General features: G+C 39.2%; 17 protein-coding genes. 7 read left to right on the forward strand and 10 right to left on the reverse strand.

Annotation, left to right across the window (positions count from 1 at the left end):
• Positions 1–4 precede the first annotated feature (4 nt).
• Together TR08_RS10230 and TR08_RS10235 are read right to left on the reverse strand one after the other, a co-directional pair.
• Entirely contained in the window at positions 5–1,180 is a 1,176-nt protein-coding gene (locus tag TR08_RS10230) for an acetyl-CoA C-acetyltransferase (RefSeq protein ID WP_045518013.1), read from the reverse strand.
• 36 nt (positions 1,181–1,216) lie between these two features.
• On the reverse strand, positions 1,217–3,604 hold the full coding sequence (locus TR08_RS10235) for a 3-hydroxyacyl-CoA dehydrogenase/enoyl-CoA hydratase family protein (protein WP_370576292.1): 2,388 nt from the start codon (positions 3,602–3,604) through the stop codon (positions 1,217–1,219).
• A gap of 409 nt (positions 3,605–4,013) precedes the next feature.
• Between TR08_RS10235 and TR08_RS30945 the strand changes: the two genes are divergently transcribed.
• Positions 4,014–4,145 (forward strand): YuzL family protein, encoded by a 132-nt coding sequence (locus TR08_RS30945; protein ID WP_081954429.1) that lies wholly within the window; start codon positions 4,014–4,016, stop codon positions 4,143–4,145.
• Positions 4,146–4,170: 25 nt separating this feature from the next.
• Here the strand turns inward: TR08_RS30945 and TR08_RS10240 are convergent, their stop codons facing one another.
• The 5 genes from TR08_RS10240 to TR08_RS10260 form a co-directional block, all read right to left on the reverse strand.
• Positions 4,171–4,419: a DUF2573 family protein gene (locus TR08_RS10240; RefSeq protein WP_045518015.1), complete on the reverse strand. Its 249-nt coding sequence runs from the start codon at positions 4,417–4,419 to the stop codon at positions 4,171–4,173.
• The gene (locus tag TR08_RS10245; protein ID WP_052427406.1) at positions 4,379–5,158 is read right to left on the reverse strand and encodes an IucA/IucC family C-terminal-domain containing protein; all 780 of its coding nucleotides are present in this window, start codon (positions 5,156–5,158) and stop codon (positions 4,379–4,381) included. Before TR08_RS10245 ends, TR08_RS10240 begins: the two co-directional genes overlap by 41 nt.
• Entirely contained in the window at positions 5,151–5,969 is an 819-nt protein-coding gene (locus tag TR08_RS10250) for an ABC transporter ATP-binding protein (RefSeq protein ID WP_045518561.1), read from the reverse strand. Before TR08_RS10250 ends, TR08_RS10245 begins: the two co-directional genes overlap by 8 nt.
• A gap of 265 nt (positions 5,970–6,234) precedes the next feature.
• Positions 6,235–7,290: a FecCD family ABC transporter permease gene (locus TR08_RS10255; RefSeq protein WP_045518016.1), complete on the reverse strand. Its 1,056-nt coding sequence runs from the start codon at positions 7,288–7,290 to the stop codon at positions 6,235–6,237.
• Positions 7,287–8,291 (reverse strand): FecCD family ABC transporter permease, encoded by a 1,005-nt coding sequence (locus TR08_RS10260; protein ID WP_045518017.1) that lies wholly within the window; start codon positions 8,289–8,291, stop codon positions 7,287–7,289. Before TR08_RS10260 ends, TR08_RS10255 begins: the two co-directional genes overlap by 4 nt.
• A 265-nt stretch (positions 8,292–8,556) precedes the next feature.
• On the opposite strand from TR08_RS10260, the gene TR08_RS10265 reads away from it, so the two are divergent.
• Positions 8,557–9,549 (forward strand): ABC transporter substrate-binding protein, encoded by a 993-nt coding sequence (locus TR08_RS10265; RefSeq protein ID WP_045518018.1) that lies wholly within the window; start codon positions 8,557–8,559, stop codon positions 9,547–9,549.
• Positions 9,550–9,606: 57 nt separating this feature from the next.
• Here TR08_RS10265 and TR08_RS10270 read toward each other — a convergent pair whose 3' ends face one another.
• Both TR08_RS10270 and TR08_RS10275 read right to left on the reverse strand, forming a co-directional pair.
• The gene (locus TR08_RS10270; RefSeq protein WP_045518019.1) at positions 9,607–10,776 is read right to left on the reverse strand and encodes an FtsW/RodA/SpoVE family cell cycle protein; all 1,170 of its coding nucleotides are present in this window, start codon (positions 10,774–10,776) and stop codon (positions 9,607–9,609) included.
• A 136-nt stretch (positions 10,777–10,912) separates the two neighbouring features.
• Positions 10,913–11,689: a DUF4931 domain-containing protein gene (locus TR08_RS10275; protein ID WP_045518020.1), complete on the reverse strand. Its 777-nt coding sequence runs from the start codon at positions 11,687–11,689 to the stop codon at positions 10,913–10,915.
• 359 nt (positions 11,690–12,048) lie between these two features.
• Between TR08_RS10275 and TR08_RS10280 the strand changes: the two genes are divergently transcribed.
• On the forward strand, positions 12,049–12,831 hold the full coding sequence (locus TR08_RS10280) for an undecaprenyl-diphosphate phosphatase (protein WP_045518021.1): 783 nt from the start codon (positions 12,049–12,051) through the stop codon (positions 12,829–12,831).
• 508 nt (positions 12,832–13,339) lie between these two features.
• Here the strand turns inward: TR08_RS10280 and TR08_RS10285 are convergent.
• Complete coding sequence (locus TR08_RS10285) at positions 13,340–14,002, reverse strand: FMN-dependent NADH-azoreductase (protein WP_045518023.1); 663 nt, start codon at positions 14,000–14,002, stop codon at positions 13,340–13,342.
• Positions 14,003–14,248: 246 nt separating this feature from the next.
• On the opposite strand from TR08_RS10285, the gene TR08_RS10290 reads away from it, so the two are divergent.
• The 4 genes from TR08_RS10290 to TR08_RS10305 are packed head-to-tail and all read left to right on the forward strand — an operon-like array spanning position 14,249 to position 17,548.
• Entirely contained in the window at positions 14,249–15,187 is a 939-nt protein-coding gene (locus tag TR08_RS10290) for a substrate-binding domain-containing protein (RefSeq protein WP_045518024.1), read from the forward strand.
• Positions 15,181–16,047: a substrate-binding domain-containing protein gene (locus TR08_RS10295; protein WP_045518025.1), complete on the forward strand. Its 867-nt coding sequence runs from the start codon at positions 15,181–15,183 to the stop codon at positions 16,045–16,047. The genes TR08_RS10290 and TR08_RS10295 overlap by 7 nt, the downstream gene beginning before the upstream one ends.
• A 32-nt stretch (positions 16,048–16,079) precedes the next feature.
• A complete protein-coding gene (locus tag TR08_RS10300; RefSeq protein ID WP_045518026.1) occupies positions 16,080–16,778 on the forward strand; it encodes an ABC transporter permease in 699 nt (232 codons plus the stop codon).
• A complete protein-coding gene (locus tag TR08_RS10305; RefSeq protein WP_045518027.1) occupies positions 16,775–17,548 on the forward strand; it encodes an ATP-binding cassette domain-containing protein in 774 nt (257 codons plus the stop codon). Before TR08_RS10300 ends, TR08_RS10305 begins: the two co-directional genes overlap by 4 nt.
• The last annotated feature ends 2 nt before the right edge of the window (positions 17,549–17,550 follow it).

Here is a 17,550-nt window from a genome sequence, read left to right on the forward strand (position 1 = left end):
TCTTTTATAAAAGCTCAAATACTCCTGCAGCACCCATTCCGCCGCCTATACACATGGTTACTACACCAAATTGTTGATTTCGGCGCTTTAGCTCATGGATAAGTGTTAAGGTAAGTTTTGCACCTGTACATCCAAGTGGATGACCTAGTGCGATGGCACCACCATTCACATTTACTTTTTCTTCATCCAGACCAAGCTCTCGAATTACTTGAAGGGACTGGGAAGCAAAGGCTTCATTCAATTCAAAAAGGTTAATATCCGACAACTCTAACCCAGCCAGCTTAACAGCTTTTGGTACTGCTACTACCGGACCAACTCCCATTATTTCCGGTGGTACTCCTCCAACTGCAAATGATCTGAATTTTGCTAATGGCTTTAGTCCAAGTGACTCAGCCTTTTCACGGTCCATAATCATTAATGCTGCTGCTCCATCACTTGTTTGCGATGCATTCCCTGCAGTAACGGAACCTGTCACTGAGAAGGCAGGGCGAAGTTTTGCTAATGATTGTAAGTTCGTATCAGGACGGACGCCCTCATCTTGCGAGAATTGAATGGTCCTTTCTAAAAGTTTATTGTCCTTTCCAACTGTGCGGAAGGTAACATCAACAGGAACAATTTCGTCTACGAATTTTCCTTCTTGGATGGCTTTTGCCGCTTTCTGATGACTTCGAACGGCAAATGCGTCTTGATCTTCACGAGAAATACCATATTTCTTTGCTACTTCTTCTGCGGTATGACCCATTCCCATATAATACTCTGGAGCTGTTTCAGCTAATTTTACATTGGGACGAACCACATGCCCCGCCATTGGAATCAGACTCATAGATTCGGCTCCGCCTGCAATTGCTGTATCTGTGTGTCCGAGCATTATTCCCTGTGCTGCATAGGCAATTGCCTGTAGTCCAGATGAACAAAAACGATTAATAGTGATGGCTGGTACTGTGTGTGGCAGGCCTGCTAATGCACCAATATTACGAGCCATGTTATTCCCCTGCTCTGCTTCTGGCATCGCACAGCCCATGATTAAATCATCAATATTTCCTTCATAATTTCCGGCGCGCTTTAATGTTTCTTTGACAACCAATGCTCCCAAATCATCAGGGCGAACATGGGCAAGCGTTCCTTTCTTCGCTTTACCTACCGGGGTCCGAGCTCCGGCGACGATTACCGCTTCTCTCATTTCGTTCCCTCACTTTCCTCATATAGTAGCAATCTATTAATTTCTTAAAGGTTTTCCTTTTACAAGCATGTGCTGCATACGCTGTTGTGTTTTTCCTTCTCTAATTAAGCTTAAGAAAGCTTCTCTTTCTAGATCCAATAAATATTGCTCATCAACTTCGGTACCATATGGCACTTTGCCGCCTGCAATAACATAGGCAACCTTTTTGGCGATTTTTAAATCATGCTCTGAAATATATCCAGAAAGGAACATATTTTGTGCACCTAATAATAGTGTCGCGTAGCCTGTATCACCCACAACTGGCACTTTTCTGCGGGCTTTTTGTACATATCCTTGCTCATACAATGCAAGAACAGCCTGCTTTGCATCGTACAATAAGTGATCTCCGTTCATGCTTATTCCATCTGCTAAGCCTAAGAAATTGTTCTCACGTGCTTCTGCACCAGAAGTGGATACTTTCGCAGTAGCAATGGTTTCAAACGCTTTATTCGCAATAGCTTGCAGGTCAACTTGAACGCCATTAGGCAGTCCTTCTAAATGCTTAATATATAGCTCTTTATTACCACCGCCGCCAGGGAGTAATCCAACACCGACTTCAACGAGCCCCATGTAAGTTTCTGCAGATGCTTGAATGTGCGCTGCAGGTAAACAAACCTCAGCTCCGCCCCCAAGTGTCATGGCAAATGGTGCTGCTACAACTGGTTTTGCACTGTATTTAACCTTCATCATCGCATTTTGGAATTGACGGATTACCATTTCAAGCTCATAGATATTGTCATCCTGTGCTTCCATTAACATCATCGCGAGGTTTGCACCGACACAGAAGTTCTTACCTTGGTTACCAATTACAAGTCCTTTGTAATTTTTCTCCACTTCGTCTATGGCAAAGTTAATCATCTGGATAATATCAAGACCAATCGCATTATTCGGAGAATGGAATTCTAAGAGTGCCACTCCATCACCTAAATCAATTAAGCTGGCACCGCCATTCTTCTTAATAACACCTTTTTGCTTTTTCAACTTTTTCAGATCAATCGCTTTTGGATTACTTTCAACCAGGCGGTATTCACCTTTGTTGTAGAAGAATCTTTCGCCATTTTCCTCTAAATAGAACGATGTATGCCCTTTAGCAAGCATATCAGTCACCCAAGCAGGGATTTCTTGACCTTCATTCTTCATCTTCTCAATAGACTTCTCTAATCCAATGGCATCCCATGTTTCAAACGGACCCAGTTCCCAGCCGAAGCCCCATTTCATGGCACGGTCAATGTCAACGATTGTTTCAGCAATTTCTCCCAAAAGCTGTGCAGAGTATACTAGTACCGGACTAAAGATGTTCCATAACAGCTCACCAGCACAATCTTCCGCATATACAAGCGCTTTCAATTTATTCACTGTTCCTTTTTCCTGCTTACTCAATTCAGTTGCTGCTGTTTTCAGCTTTTTACGTGGTATATATTCTAGTGTAGCAGGGTCCAGTTCAAGAATTTCTTTTCCTTTTTTCAAGAAGAAACCTTGCCCGGATTTGCTCCCCAGCCAGCCTTTTTCAAGCATCGTTTTCATAAATGCAGGGACTTCGAAAACTTCCTTTTCTTTACCCGTTACTTTCTCATACACATTACCTGCTACATGTGCAAAGGTATCCAGTCCTACTACATCCAGCGTGCGGAAGGTTGCACTGGAAGGACGACCGACTAATGGTCCAGTCACAGAATCTACTTCCCCAACACTATAGCCGCCCTTTATCATTTCTTGTACGGTGATAAGGAGACCATATGTTCCAATCCGGTTTGCAATAAAGTTTGGTGTATCCTTTGCAAGAACGACACCTTTTCCTAATACATCCTCACCAAAGGTCTTCAAGAAAGAGACGACTTCTGGGCTAGTGTATTGCGTTGGAATTACTTCAAGTAATTTTAAGTATCTTGGCGGGTTAAAGAAGTGGGTGCCGAGGAAATGCTTTTTAAAATCCTCTGACCTTCCTTCTGCCATCGCCTCAACAGATATACCAGATGTATTAGAGCTGATAATGCTTCCTGGTTTTCTGTATTGGTCTACTTTCTCAAAAACCTCTTTCTTTACATTGAGATTTTCAACGACAACCTCGATTACCCAGTCCACATCTTTTAATTTAACTAGGTCATCTTCTAAGTTCCCTGCATCAATAAGTGTTAAGTTCTTTTTTACCGCTAAAGGTGCTGGTTTTTGCTTTAATAATTTTTGGATTGATTGGCTGCTAATGCGATTACGGACCTGCTTATCTTCTAACGTAAGTCCTTTTGCTTTTTCATCGTCGGTTAACTCCCGAGGTACAATATCCAATAATAATGTTGGTATACCGATGTTTGCTAGATGGGCAGCAATCCCCGATCCCATGACTCCTGATCCTAGAACAGCTGCTTTTTTAATAAGTTGGTTCAACATTGTCTCCCCCTTCACACATTTTGAATGAATACTCATTCATTTTTTCGTCAAAAAAAATTCACAATTGAATGAGTTCTGCTAATTATTACTATAGAATATTTCAAAAATTTGCGCAATAAATAAACGCGGAAAATTTATTTTTTTTTTTGCAGTGCTAAATTGGTCTGTTGATTTGCGCTCCAGGCACTTCGCTTTCCGCGGGCGGTTCGGGGAGCCTCCTCGGTGCTTAAGCGCCTGTGGGGTCTCCCCTGCCCCGTCCTCCCGCAGGAGTCTACGTGCCTTCCACGCAAATCAACAGAGTGCCAAAATCAATAATAAGCATTAACACTGCCAATTTTAAAAATAGTTTTTTCCTTACCATATACATAAAGACTACGATTTGGGCATCCTAGTAATGAGGTGATGAAGTATGGGTAAAATGAAGAAAGATCCATCTAAAAGAGGCGTAAGCGCTGCTAGCGTTCAAGGAAACGCAGGTCCTGGCGGAGAACCAGCAGAGAAAAACAAGGTTAACAGCCAAAATAATCAATATAAAAGATAAACAGGAGGCTTCAAAAGCCTCCTGTTTATCTTTTAGTAGCACGATGTTGTTCGTTTAGTTGTTTAATTTCATTAATGATTGTTTTCATTTCTTCCTTCGCTTCCGGATAGAGTTCATTCCAGTGCTTCGCTAAGGCTGGCATTGATTTGGCAATATGGGTATATAAAGCCCAGGTCTTTACCTTATCCTTGGTTTCCTCACTGGACTCACCAACAAGCAGGTCACTATATTTTTCAAGTAATGCTTCGAACTGCTCCGCAAATATTTTCTCCATCGTAACACACTCCATCCTTAGCAATATGCGTACATGGACATGTTTTACATCGTTTCGACCCAAGCTGATAGGTTAAACAACATGTTTTTCTTATTCTTACCTCATCTGGAAAACTCTTCTCGGAATAATACTTTTGGATAGGATTAAGGTTATATTTTCCAAACAGATTACCTTCTGCTTCCATGATTAAGAAACGGAAATCATTTAGAATGTTTGGATTTTCGCTATCCTTTAACTCCGTTTCATAAAGCCAGAATAGGTAAACCGCGATATTTTCCCACAGGATTAGTTTGGATATCTTAAACGTTTTTTCAAAATGCTCAATGATCGGGTAGATATTGTTAGCAAAAAGATCACGATATACACTTTTCCGCCATTCATCCCGGTCTTCACCATACCATTCCTCGATAGATGAATCCTTTAATGAAATCATCGGCAGCCAGTCTTTCCCGCGTTCCACTTCTTCCATTTCAATATTGTCCAAAGATAGATTCATTTTCTTATTTCCTGTTGTCATCGCAAAAAGGGAAATGACAGCAATAAATGCATATCTTTTTATAAAAATGGATGCTGCTGTTCTTTCTGAAGGTGCACCAATCGTAAGAGCTAAATTCTTCATGAAATCAATTGCATATGCCTTTTCCATTAAATTTGCAACGTTAAATGATTTACCTGTTTCCGATTTGAGCCTATATTTCTGTAAGGCGCTCAAATCATTTTCTTTTAGTATATTAACCATTGGATACGGCTGCCTTTTGGAGGATACATCTTCCTTTTCCATATGGAATACAAAGCGGTGTACCGAATAAAGGATCCATGGTAACCTCACAATCCATACCAAATACATTTTTGACAAGGCTGCAATTAACTACGTACTCAGGCTTTCCTTGTGCATAAATCTTCTGATCCTTTAGGGCAACAATATTGTGTGCATAGCGGCAGGCCAGATTAAGATCATGAAGTACCATTACAACAGTTCTTCTTTTCTTTTCATTCAATTCAAATAAGAGATCAAGAATTTCAATTTGATGGGTCATATCTAAATACGTTGTCGGCTCATCTAAAAGAATGACATCGGTATCTTGTGCCAAAGTCATAGCAATCCATGCGCGCTGCCTCTGTCCACCTGAAAGAGAATCAACCGTTCGTTCTTTCAAATCCTCTAACCGAGTAGCTTTTAGCGCGTCATTAACCTTTTTCTCATCTTCCTCTGACCATTGTTTTAACCAAGACTGATGAGGATAACGTCCCTGTTTAACGAGTTGAAGGACCGTCAGTCCTTCAGGAGCAGCCGGTGATTGAGGAAGTATCGCCATTTTTTTCGCTACTTCTTTCGTCGAAAGCTTAGCAATGGCTTCACCCTCCAAAATAATGGCACCGGATTTTGGCTTAAGAAGACGGGCGATTGAACGAAGGAGAGTTGATTTTCCGCAGCCATTAGCTCCGATAAAAACGGAAATTTCACCTTTAGGAATTTTTAAATTTAATTCATCAATGATGAGTGTATCCCCATATGAAAGTGATAAATTTTTCGTTTCAACCGCATTCATCATCTGCCCACTCCTTTTGTAATCAATCAAGTATATGTTAATAAGGCTTGTTTATAGTTTATGATTTAAACCCATTTAGTGGCTGTATTAACGTCTTATATAGTATTAATATTGTCTACAGTTCTAAGTTTATAATTAATTGATAATGATTGTCAATGAGTATGAAAATCATTTTCATTTGTATATACTATTTTGTTCACAAAATGTACTTTCATTAACAAAAGAGAAGCCATTTCAAGGGAAATGGACTTCTCTTTTTTGAAAACTAAGTGTTTTTAGTCTTAAATAATAGGTAGATAAAGTATGGTGCCCCAATACTTGCCGTAAAGACACCCGCAGGAATTTCTAATGGTGAAAATAATGTTCTCCCAACTAAATCTGCAAGCATTACTAAAATTCCTCCCAGGAGTGCTGATACAGGCAACAACGCTCCAAAGGAAGAGCCAACTAATCTTCTAGCCATATGCGGTGCCATCAAGCCAACAAAACCGATTCCTCCAGCGAAAGCAACCGAACCCCCGACCAAACCGGTACTTAGCAGCATTAATACAAAGCGCTGTTTTTGCACTCGTCCGCCAAGGCCTGTTGCTACTTCATCACCAAGTTCCTGAATATTGATATTCCTTGCATAGATGAATGCAATGAAAACCAGTATGGTTATCCACGGTACAAGGGCACCAACATTTTTCCAAGTTGACCCGTAGACTGTGCCCGTAATCCAAATGTTTGCCTGGCTTGCTTGGTAAATAGGACCTAAAACCATCATAAACGTGGTCAAAGCCTTCGTTAAGCTCATCAAACCAATACCAATCAAAATAAGTCTAATAGGAGAAACCCCATTTTTCCATGCCAAAGTATATACTAGAAAGGCCACTACTGCCGCGCCGATAAAGGCAGCAACTGGCAACCATTGTATACTAACGGTTAATACATGATTCTTATCACTAAAAATCGCCAAGAAACCAACAACCGCAACAGATGCTCCACCTGTTATCCCTAACATATCAGGAGAAGCAAGCGGGTTTCGGATCATCCCCTGTAAAATCCCCCCTGCTACTGCCAGTCCCATCCCTGCCATTAAAGCAACAATGATTCTTGGTAATCGGAAGGATTGAATAACAAGGGCATCCATCTCAGACCCGCCGCCGAAAAACACCTTCAGTACATTTAAAGGGCTGATTTTCATTTCTCCTAATCCCGTACTAATAACAAAAACAGCTGCGGTTCCAAGTAACAATCCAATAAACACAAATAACGCCTTTATATCAATTAAATAAGAAACTTTCCCTTGTTTGATTCGAAAGATTTTGTATTTACTCATCGCCCATTGAACCCCTTTCTAGCAATATAAATAAAAAATGGGGTTCCAATAATCGCCGTCATGACGCCAACCGGGACTTCCTGAGGCATTAAAATATATCTGGAGGCGATATCTGCAGCCAGTAAAAGCACCCCTCCAAGAAGACCGGAAAAAGGAATGACCCAGCGATGGTCAATTCCTACGATCGAACGGGTAAGATGTGGTACGACTATTCCAATAAATCCAATTGGTCCTGCAACAGCAACTGCTCCTCCTGATAGCAGGATGACAACGATCCCGATAATTATTTTTAACAGTGCAGTGTTTAATCCAAGACCTTTGGCAACATCCTCACCCATAGATAAGACATTCATTTTTGCTGCTATGACTAAAGAAGCAATCCAACCTACTACTAAATAGGGAAGGACAGCAATTAGATTTTCAAGGTTCCTTCCTGCCACTGAACCCGCAAGCCAAAATAATACTTGCTCCAAGGCTGCTTCATTTAAGACGAGTATTCCTTGTGTAAAGGAGGCAAATAACGCTGTCATTGCGGCTCCGGCAAGTGTTAGCTTCATGGGTGTTAACCCTTCCCTGCCGACCGACCCAATTGCATAGACACTTATTGCGGCTACAGCTGCACCAGCAAAGGATAACCAGGTAAATAGTTGAAGGCTTCCTACACTAAAGACCGTAACGGCAATGACGACAGCAACTCCGGCTCCCGCATTGACCCCAAAAATATCAGGGGATGCGAGAGGATTTTTCGTTACTGTCTGCATTAAGACACCCGAAATAGCTAAACTTGCACCCACCGCAGCAGCGATAAACGCACGGGGGATTCTGACAGATTGGATAACAATATGTTCATTTGAACCATCAAAATTAGTTAAAGCATCTATAGCCATTTTCCAAGTAGTATCTGTATACCCGTAGACAATACTTGCTGAGATTAAGAAAAGCAATACAATAATAGCAATAAAAAGTCCCGCCCACCTTTGACCTGTGTGTTTTAGCAGCATAACCGAATTCCCTTCTAAACTACTTAATATATAAAATGCGTCTTTATGTATCTGTATTTTCATGTATCAGTCTATTAGAATAGCGGAAAACTGTCAATGAGTTGATAATCATTTTCATTTGTTAAAAAACGGCTTCACAAAATTTTCAATGAGTATGATAATCATTTTCATTTTGATGATTGACACACTACTGAAATCGTTTTATTATTAGTTTGTAAATGAAAATGATTATCATTAACAACATTTATTTGGAGGGTTACATAAGATGAAGGGTTTTAAAAATTTATTTGCAGTCATTTCATTAATTGCTATTTTCCTTCTCGCTGCTTGCGGAAACACTGAAGAGAAACCGGCAGCAAAAGATGAAAATGCTAAGAAAACAGAAGATACAAGCTATACTGTAGAACATGCTATGGGATCAACGACATTAGAAAAAACGCCTAAAAAGGTCGTTATATTAACAAATGAAGGTACTGAAGCCTTACTTGCACTAGGAGTAAAACCAGTTGGTGCAGTTCAATCTTGGCTTGGCGATCCGTGGTATGATCATATCAAAAAAGATATGGATGGCGTCGAAGTTGTAGGTGTTGAGGGAGAAGTAAATCTGGAAAAAATCGCAGTGCTTAAACCGGATTTAATTATCGGTAACAAGCTGCGTCAAGAAGCGGTTTACAGCCAATTAAGCGCGATTGCTCCTACTGTTTTTTCGGAAACACTAAGAGGAGATTGGAAAGAAAACTTTAAACTTTATGCAAAGGCTTTAAACTTAGAAGAAAAAGGGAACCAAGTTTTAAGCGATTTTGATGCACACGTAGAAGATGTAAAAGGAAACCTCGGTGATAAGCTAAATCAAGAAGTTTCTGTTGTCCGTTTTATGGCTGGAAAGTCTCGAATTTATTACACCGATTCCTTCTCTGGGATTATCTTTGATCAATTAGGATTAAAACGCGCAGAACAACAAGCAGAGCTTTTCACTCCTGATAATAAGCTAGGCAATCTTGCAATCGAGGTTGGAAAAGAAGTCATTCCAAAAATGGACGGAGACATCCTTTTCTACTTCACATATGCACCAAACGGTGATCAAGCAGCCCTTGATACAGCGAAAGAATGGACAAATGATCCACTTTGGAAAAATTTAAATGCCGTTAAAAATGGAAAAGCCTATGAGGTTAGTGATGCTACTTGGAATACAGCTGGCGGTGTTCTTGCTGCAAACATCATGCTGGATGATCTTGAAAAAATCATGCTAGAAAAATAAATTCAAAAAAATGCTATAAAAAAGAACGAGGCTGCCATGACCTCGTTCTTTTTTATTTTATGCTGTTGTAGAAAACATGTATTTTTTATAGTGATAGCGAATGGAGAAAATTAAACCCATTGCTAACATATTCCCCATCAACGAACTACCTCCATAGCTGATGAACGGTAATGGAATACCTGTAATCGGCAGCACACCTATCGTCATCCCGATATTTTGGAAAACGTGAAAAGTAATCATACTGATTACACCGACGCAAATATACGTATAGAAATTATTCTTTGTTTCCATACCAACCTTTGTAATATGGTAAATCAACAAGAAAAATAAACTAACTAGCACACTTGCACCAATAAAACCATACTCTTCTCCGACGACACTAAAGATAAAATCGGTATGGCTTTCAGGCAAATATACTTCTCTATTCCCGTATCCTTTACCACCAGTTTGTCCTGAGCCAATTGCTAAGAGTGATCTTGTCAGCTGGTAACCTGCTGAACTTTGAAAGTTATAGGGATCCAGCCAAGAGTAGATACGGCTAAATTGATACTGCTGCACACCTAAATATTTTTCAAGAATCTCTGGCTTCAACAATACAAAATAAAAAATGACCGAAATAAGTGCAGTTCCAATTGAAAATATTGGTACTAGTAATTTCCATGTTATGCCGGAAATAAAAATCATCCCTAAAAGGATCGCTAAAAATACGAGCGAAGTCCCTAAGTCTTGCTTAATAATAAGCATTAAGGGTACCATCGTGACGACGCAAAGCTTTATTAGCAGCCAAAAATCAGAGGAAATGGTTTTAACTGGGTTCTTTTGGTGATGATCATCAATTACTTTTGCTAACGCTAATATAATAAAGATTTTGACAAACTCAGAGGGCTGGAGTGAACCAATCCCAGGTACCTTAAACCAGTTTTTTGCTCCATTAATCACCGGGGCAATGCTTTCTGGCGCTATGATTAAAAGAACAAGTAGAAATATTCCTACTCCGTAAGCATACCAAGTTAATTTTTTTAACTGGTCGGAGTCGAGCCTAATAACAGCGGCAATAATTCCACACCCAATTCCATAAAAGATAATTTGCTTTATAAGGAAGTTACTGTCATATTGACCGCTTGCCTGAGCACTATAAATCGATAAACAGCTAGCCAGAAATAATAAAATTAATATGAAAACAAGATTATAATCAAGTTTTGAAGTTTTATTATTAGATGATGTCATCATTCACACTCCTTTATGTCAAAACCTCAAAAGGAACTTGTACATTATTTCATTATATTTTCTTATAGAGCAAAGCACAACTTATAAACAGAGAATGGGTTAAATTACATATACAAAGAAAATGGAAGCTCCTTGTTTAGGCGCTTCCTTTGTCAGCGAAATATATACTTTTTATATCATCTGCCATCCAATGTAAATTGTTTGGCACCTGTGGGATCCCGTAGCCGATATAAAGTGGAGTCGTGACAAATCGGGGAACAATTTTCACATATATTCTTTTATTATAATGATGAAAGAAAAGATTGTAGCTGCTTGCTTTAAATGGGAAGTTATTTAGAATATAATGCACGGCTTTTTGAAGATTAACCCCGAAGGTTTCGTTATACCTAGAATCGTCCATATCAATATTAAACTCATAAAATCCGACCTTCGGTTTTGTCGATAAAGTAAACGTGACCCCATCTTTTTCTTCTATAGTAATACCCTTGAACACTTCTTCCGATATGTTTTCCTTATAGTTAATATCATTTAAACCAATTATCTGCATATGAGGATGCGCAATGGTCCCCCCTGACAATGGACCATGATTCTTAAAAAAAATAACCGATTCATATTTTCCTGTTTTATCAAGTTCAAGCCAATGCCTGATGGCAAACTGTAAGAGCATATGTAGATAGGGAAGCTCATAGGTAGATAATTCACCATGGCAATCATCCGTTTCAATCAATACCGTTTGGTAGGCATTTTCTAAAACAGGATATTTATTTTTTAAAAGTATGATTGGTCCATCCACTTCAATGAGATCTGTCAACTCTTCTCTTGCACAAAAAGGGCATGCTTGCTGTTTATTTCTAATATTTTCTGGTTTCTTAACTCCGATGGATGTATTGAAATGTAGATGGTTATTTTTCAAATGTGCAGCTCCTCTCCAAAAGTACTTAATTATATTTTATGGGAGATTCCGCCTCTTTTGCACTATTTTTGCCTTAGTAATATTTAAAAAATTTGCTCTGTTAAACTTGGTTGTTGATTTCCGTTCCAGGCACTTCGCTTTCCGCGGGCGACCGCCGAGCCTCCTCGACATTGCGTGTCTGCGGGGTCTCGCCTGTCTCGCTTATCCCGCAGGAGTCTTCGTGCCTGTAACGAAAATAAACAAGTGGTTAAAAACAACATTATTCTTTAACAAAGCCAAAAAATTATTAATTATTTGCTGATGATCGCGCATATCTATACTATGTACAGGCTCTTATGGTGCAGAAAGAGAGGTTGAATATGTTAAGTAAATTAGAAGCACTCATATTAGGAATTATTCAAGGATTAACTGAATTTTTACCAATTAGCAGTACGGGACACTTATATTTAGGACGGAATTTATTTGGATTACAGGAAGCGGGTCTATTACTTGATACCATGCTGCATGTAGGTACCTTACTTGCCGTTTTTGTCTTTTATAAGGACGAGTTTATTAAGATTATTAGAAACCCCTTTAGTAAACTCACCTTCCTGTTAATTGTCGGAACGATTCCAGCTGTAGTGATAGGTCTGCTTTTTAAAGACTACTTTGAGGAAATATCTAAGACAGGAGTTACTATTGGGTGGGAGTTTTTAGTTACCGGTTTATTTCTATGGATTGCTGATTCAGCAAAGAACGGCTATAAAAAAATGGATGATATAAGTTATACCGATGCTCTGATCATTGGTTCCTTTCAGGCAGCTGCCATTTTCCCAGCGATTTCACGCTCAGGTTTCACGATTGTGGCTGCACTATGGAGGAAATTAGACCACGAAACGGCTGCATATTTCTCTTTTCTCTTATCTACACCAGCCATTGCCGGAGCAGTCGTGCTTCAGTCATTAGATTTATTTAGCGGTACGGGAGAAGAAATCTCTCTATCTGCCTTGATTGTTGGTATTGTATCCTCTGCTGTTTTTGGATATTTTGCTGTAAAGTGGATGATTGGATTTTTAAAGAAACATTCCTTAAAACCTTTTGCCTTTTATGTCTGGGTGCTTGGCTTTGCTGTTTTGTTCTTCCAGTATATAGGGAAATTCTAATGTATAATTTTTATAGTGACCATGACTACTACTCTTATTGTTTTTCGGTCACTATAGACCTGCTTTAGTGACCGTGACTGCCGCTCTTTTTCATTTTCGGCTACTATAGACCGCTTATATTGACCGTGACTGCTGCTCTTTTTGATTTTCGGTCACTCCAGACCCCTTGGAGTGACCCAACTTTCTCTCCTTTTCACTTTTCGGTCACTCCAACCCCTTTGGAGTGACCCAACTTTATCTTCTTTTCACTTTTCGGTCACTCTAGACTCCTTGGAGTGACCCACCTATCTCTTCTTTTCACTTTTCGGTCACTCCAGACTCCTTGGAGTGACCCAACTTTCTCTCCTTTTCACTTTTGGGTCACTCCAGACCCCTTGGAGTGACCCAACTATCTCTTCTTTTCACTTTTCGGTCACTCCAGACTCTAATTGTGACCAGACAGCCTTTTCCCACTCTATTTTAATGAAAAAAATGCGGCTCGTTTATCGAGTCGCATTTTTGTTTGTTATTATACTGTAACTTTTTCTTTTGCCATTTCTCTTGCTGCTTCAATAACTTGTTCTTTTGCTTTTGCCATAATTTCAGGTACCTGTTTTGGGAAGTGATCCATACCTTCGGCAAACACGGTAGGTATTACTTCCATTCCTAAAAATCCTAAAACTTTTGTTAGAAAACGGTCACCAAATTCAAAGTCAACCATTGGGCCAGTTGAGTAGATTCCACCACGAGTTTGAATATGAAGGGCTTTGCGGTTCGTAAGAATTCCTTTAGCACCTTCCTTCGAATAGACAAACGTCTTATTCACAATAAATAAATTATCAAGGAAGGCTTTTAAAATAGCTGGGGAGCCAAAGTTCCATATTGGAGTTACAAACACATAATAATCAGCATCAATAAAGCGGTCTGCTAACGCATGCATGGCAGTTATTTGTTTTTGTTCCCCTTCTGTAAGTTCATCAAAGGTTTTGCCCATGAAGGATAATTTGGCACGAGCGTATAACAAATCCATATCAATTTGAGGGATATCCATATCATATAAATGCATATGTTCAATTTCTACTTCAGGCTTTTGATTTTTAAACTCTTCTAAAAAAGCCTCTCCAAGCTGCATACCCTTCGAAAGTTTTATATCATTTTTGGGGTTTACAGTTATATAAAGAAGTTTTGACATCTGATCTCCACCCTTTTAATTTATATATTTTTTCTCTATCCATATAGTACAACAAACTTCATTGTTCACTGATGAACAATAAGTGACGTTTATGAAGAAAGTGTGAACTTTTCCGATTATCCGTGAACAAAAGGTGACAATTTCGAATAAAACCAAACAAAACTTAACGAAACTTAACAAAAGTCACTTGAATCATATTATATTTGTATTATATTTTACAGTGCGAAAAGAGAGGAGGCATTATGGATGAATGGAAAGGCTTATACACCAGATGAAGTAGCTCAACTGTTCCAAATCTCGAAACATACTGTTTATGAACTTATCAAGCGAGGTGAATTACAGGCATTTAAAGTTGGAAATAAAATGCGGATTGAACACGAAGAGATCGAAAGATATAAGGAGAGCACAAAAGCTCCTGCAAAAAAAAAGCAGGTGGATCAGCCTAATATACAGACTTCTCTACCTATACGACTATCCGGAAGCCATGACTTTCTAGTTGAGCATTTTGTTAAACAAACAGCTAAAGATTTGCAGCTGCAGGTCCAGCCAACTTACATAGGCAGCCTTGAAGGCTTAATGATGCTTTATCGAGGGCAATCCGATATTGCAGCCATTCACCTTTTGGATCCAGCATCACAAGAATACAATCTCCCTTTTATCCATCAACTCTTTGTTTATGAATCCATATCTGTTGTTCGATTGGTCTCTAGAGAGCAAGGCTTTATTGTAGCAAAGGGAAATCCAAAAGGTATCTCTGACTTTTATGATCTTTCTAGAAATGAGGTTCAGTTTGTTAATCGTCAGAAAGGTGCGGGGACCAGATTTCTTTTAGACTCTATGCTTTCAAGAAATGGAATCGATCCAGTAAAAATAAGTGGTTACACGAACGAAGAATGGAACCATCTATCAACAGCTTCTTATATAAGTAGAGGTATGGCTGATGTGGCCTTTGGAATTCAATCTGCCGCAAGTCATTTAGGTCTTGATTTCATACCGGTTGCTAAGGAACAATTTGATCTTGTGTTTCGCTTTACGAATGAAAACAAACAAAGCTTAACAGACTTAATTGAATATCTACAATCTCCAGAGTTTAAAAGCAGTTTAACTGATTTAGAAGGCTATGATATACAAGATCTAGGAAAAATAATATACCAAACTAGTAAAACGGAGGAAACATCATGTTAAAGAATCGCTTTTTTGCTACACTATTTGTATTCATGCTTCTTATTTTATCAGCTTGTGGAAACACCGAACCTGATCAAGCTGACGCAAAAGAGAAAAAGACTGAACCCAAGGCAGAACCTACTGAACTAATTCTTGCTACTACAACTAGCACACAAGACAGCGGTTTGTTAGATGTATTACTGCCCATCTTTGAAGAAGAAAACAATGTTAAAGTAAAAACGATTGCAGTTGGTACAGGACAAGCATTAGAAATGGGGACAAAAGGTGAAGCAGATGTCCTTTTAGTTCATGCTCCTAAATCAGAAGAAGAACTTGTAACAAGCGGAGACGCTGTCAATCGTAAGCGCGTGATGTACAATGATTTCATTTTAGTAGGACCAAAAGATAATCCAGCAGGCGTAAGTGGAGAGGATATTAACGCAGCATTCCAAAAAATCAACGAAACAAAAGCTAATTTTGTTACTCGCGGTGATGATTCTGGTACACATAAAAAGGAATTAGGCATCTGGACTGCTGTCAACATCCAACCGAGTGGTGACACGTATATCTCAACAGGTCAAGGAATGGGTGCTTCTTTACAAATTGCAAATGAGAAAAATGGCTATATTTTAACGGACCGTGCTACTTGGCTTGCACAAGAAAAGAACTTAACAAATCTTAAAATTGTTGTTGAGGGCGGAAAAGATTTAATGAATATCTATCATGTCATGCAGGTAAATCCAGAGAAACACGACATGGTAAACAGTAAAGATGCAGAAAAGTTTGTAGAGTTTATGATTAGTAGCGAAACACAAGATGTAATCGAAGGTTTTGGTAAGGAAGATTACGGACAATCATTATTCTTTAAATATACCGAGTAAACGCAGCTTATAGTGGAAGGGTGCAAGGCAGGATGGAACTAATAATTGATGGCTTAAGGAAAGCGATAGAGATGATTCTCACGGGCGATCGTGAGATTCTTGAAATAACCTGGCTGACGCTTAGAGTCTGCCTTATGGCTATCCTAATTAGTTCCTTGATTGGCTTGCCGTTTGGAATGTTCCTTGGGCTGAAAAGATTTAAAGGCAGAAAAGTAATCCTAACCCTCATTAATATTGGTATGGGCTTACCCCCCGTTGTGGCTGGCTTATGGATTACCATGCTCTTGTGGCGCTCTGGCCCCCTTGGTCATTTACAATTATTGTATTCCCCAACAGCGATTGTAATGGCACAAGTGCTTGTTTCCTTACCAATCGTAACTGGCTTAACAAGCTCTGCTTTTCAACAAATCAATGATAAAATGCTTTTACAAATAAAAGCATTAGGTGCAACAAAAATTCAAACCATTATGATTCTTTTAAAACAAACGAAAATCGCCATTGTTGCTGCCATCATGGCAGGCTTTGGTCGTGTGATTGCTGAGGTCGGTGCTGCCATGATGGTCGGTGGGAATATTCAAGGAGATACGCGTATTCTCACCACTTCTATTGTCATGGAAGTATCAAAAGGGAACTTTGATGTCGCTCTTGCGATTTCCTTCATTTTATTAACCGTTGCACTATTGATCACAGCAGCCTTAACGATGCTACAGCAAAGGAAGCGATTATCATGAACCTATTGATTGAGCTTAAAAACATTACTTACCAAGCGAATCATAAAAATATTCTTTCCATTCCTAATATCCAACTCCAAGCAGGTGAATTTCTTGGAATAATGGGACCTAATGGCGCTGGAAAAAGTACATTGCTTAAAGTAATGGCCATGCTAGACGGCATTAGTAGTGGTGAAATTTTCTACCGTGGGCAAGCTGTTCCAAAGGGAACTCCCTCACTTGAACTGCGGAGAAAATTCTCAGTAGCATTACAGCAAGCATTGTTATTAGAAGGCTCTGTTTTTCAAAATATTGCGATTGGCTTGAAGCTTAGAAATGTTCCCAAAGCAGAAATTAAAGAAAAGGTTTTGTTATGGATGGATCAGTTTCAAATCAGTCATCTTGCGAAAAAAAATGTCCATTTCCTTTCAGGTGGTGAGGCACAGCGTGTAAACCTTGCAAGAGCAATGATTGTCAAACCCGAAATTCTCTTTCTTGATGAACCCTTTTCGGCATTAGATTTTCCAACGAAAATTAAATTAATGGATGACTTTAAAGGAATTATTAAAGGTTCGGGAACCACAACCGTCTTCGTCAGTCATGACTTGATGGAAATCAATTATCTAACCAATACTCTTGCCATTATTGTAAATGGAGAGGTAAAGCAGTATGGACCTACCCAGAGGGTCCTTGAACATCCCAATTCAGCTACCTCTCCATTTCTTAATGAATGGAAGAAATTTTATCCCTTAAGCAACAATACAGTAAAGCCGCTATCCATCATGAGATAGCG

This window comes from Neobacillus niacini, assembly GCF_000759675.1.
Classification (GTDB): Bacteria; Bacillota; Bacilli; order Bacillales; family Cytobacillaceae; genus Neobacillus; species Neobacillus niacini_A.

Excerpts from the sequence above, each read along its gene's own strand:
- TR08_RS10235 (WP_370576292.1), bottom strand. The coding sequence starts at position 3,604 with ATGTTGAACCAACTTATTAAAAAAGCAGCTGTTCTAGGATCAGGAGTC.
- TR08_RS10230 (WP_045518013.1), bottom strand. The coding sequence starts at position 1,180 with ATGAGAGAAGCGGTAATCGTCGCCGGAGCTCGGACCCCGGTAGGTAAA.
- TR08_RS10240 (WP_045518015.1), bottom strand. The coding sequence starts at position 4,419 with ATGGAGAAAATATTTGCGGAGCAGTTCGAAGCATTACTTGAAAAATAT.
- TR08_RS10280 (WP_045518021.1), top strand. The coding sequence starts at position 12,049 with ATGTTAAGTAAATTAGAAGCACTCATATTAGGAATTATTCAAGGATTA.
- TR08_RS30945 (WP_081954429.1), top strand. The coding sequence starts at position 4,014 with ATGGGTAAAATGAAGAAAGATCCATCTAAAAGAGGCGTAAGCGCTGCT.
- TR08_RS10245 (WP_052427406.1), bottom strand. The coding sequence starts at position 5,158 with ATGGTTAATATACTAAAAGAAAATGATTTGAGCGCCTTACAGAAATAT.
- TR08_RS10270 (WP_045518019.1), bottom strand. The coding sequence starts at position 10,776 with ATGACATCATCTAATAATAAAACTTCAAAACTTGATTATAATCTTGTT.
- TR08_RS10305 (WP_045518027.1), top strand. The coding sequence starts at position 16,775 with ATGAACCTATTGATTGAGCTTAAAAACATTACTTACCAAGCGAATCAT.
- TR08_RS10285 (WP_045518023.1), bottom strand. The coding sequence starts at position 14,002 with ATGTCAAAACTTCTTTATATAACTGTAAACCCCAAAAATGATATAAAA.
- TR08_RS10290 (WP_045518024.1), top strand. The coding sequence starts at position 14,249 with ATGAATGGAAAGGCTTATACACCAGATGAAGTAGCTCAACTGTTCCAA.
- TR08_RS10265 (WP_045518018.1), top strand. The coding sequence starts at position 8,557 with ATGAAGGGTTTTAAAAATTTATTTGCAGTCATTTCATTAATTGCTATT.
- TR08_RS10255 (WP_045518016.1), bottom strand. The coding sequence starts at position 7,290 with ATGAGTAAATACAAAATCTTTCGAATCAAACAAGGGAAAGTTTCTTAT.
- TR08_RS10300 (WP_045518026.1), top strand. The coding sequence starts at position 16,080 with ATGGAACTAATAATTGATGGCTTAAGGAAAGCGATAGAGATGATTCTC.
- TR08_RS10250 (WP_045518561.1), bottom strand. The coding sequence starts at position 5,969 with ATGAATGCGGTTGAAACGAAAAATTTATCACTTTCATATGGGGATACA.
- TR08_RS10260 (WP_045518017.1), bottom strand. The coding sequence starts at position 8,291 with ATGCTGCTAAAACACACAGGTCAAAGGTGGGCGGGACTTTTTATTGCT.
- TR08_RS10295 (WP_045518025.1), top strand. The coding sequence starts at position 15,181 with ATGTTAAAGAATCGCTTTTTTGCTACACTATTTGTATTCATGCTTCTT.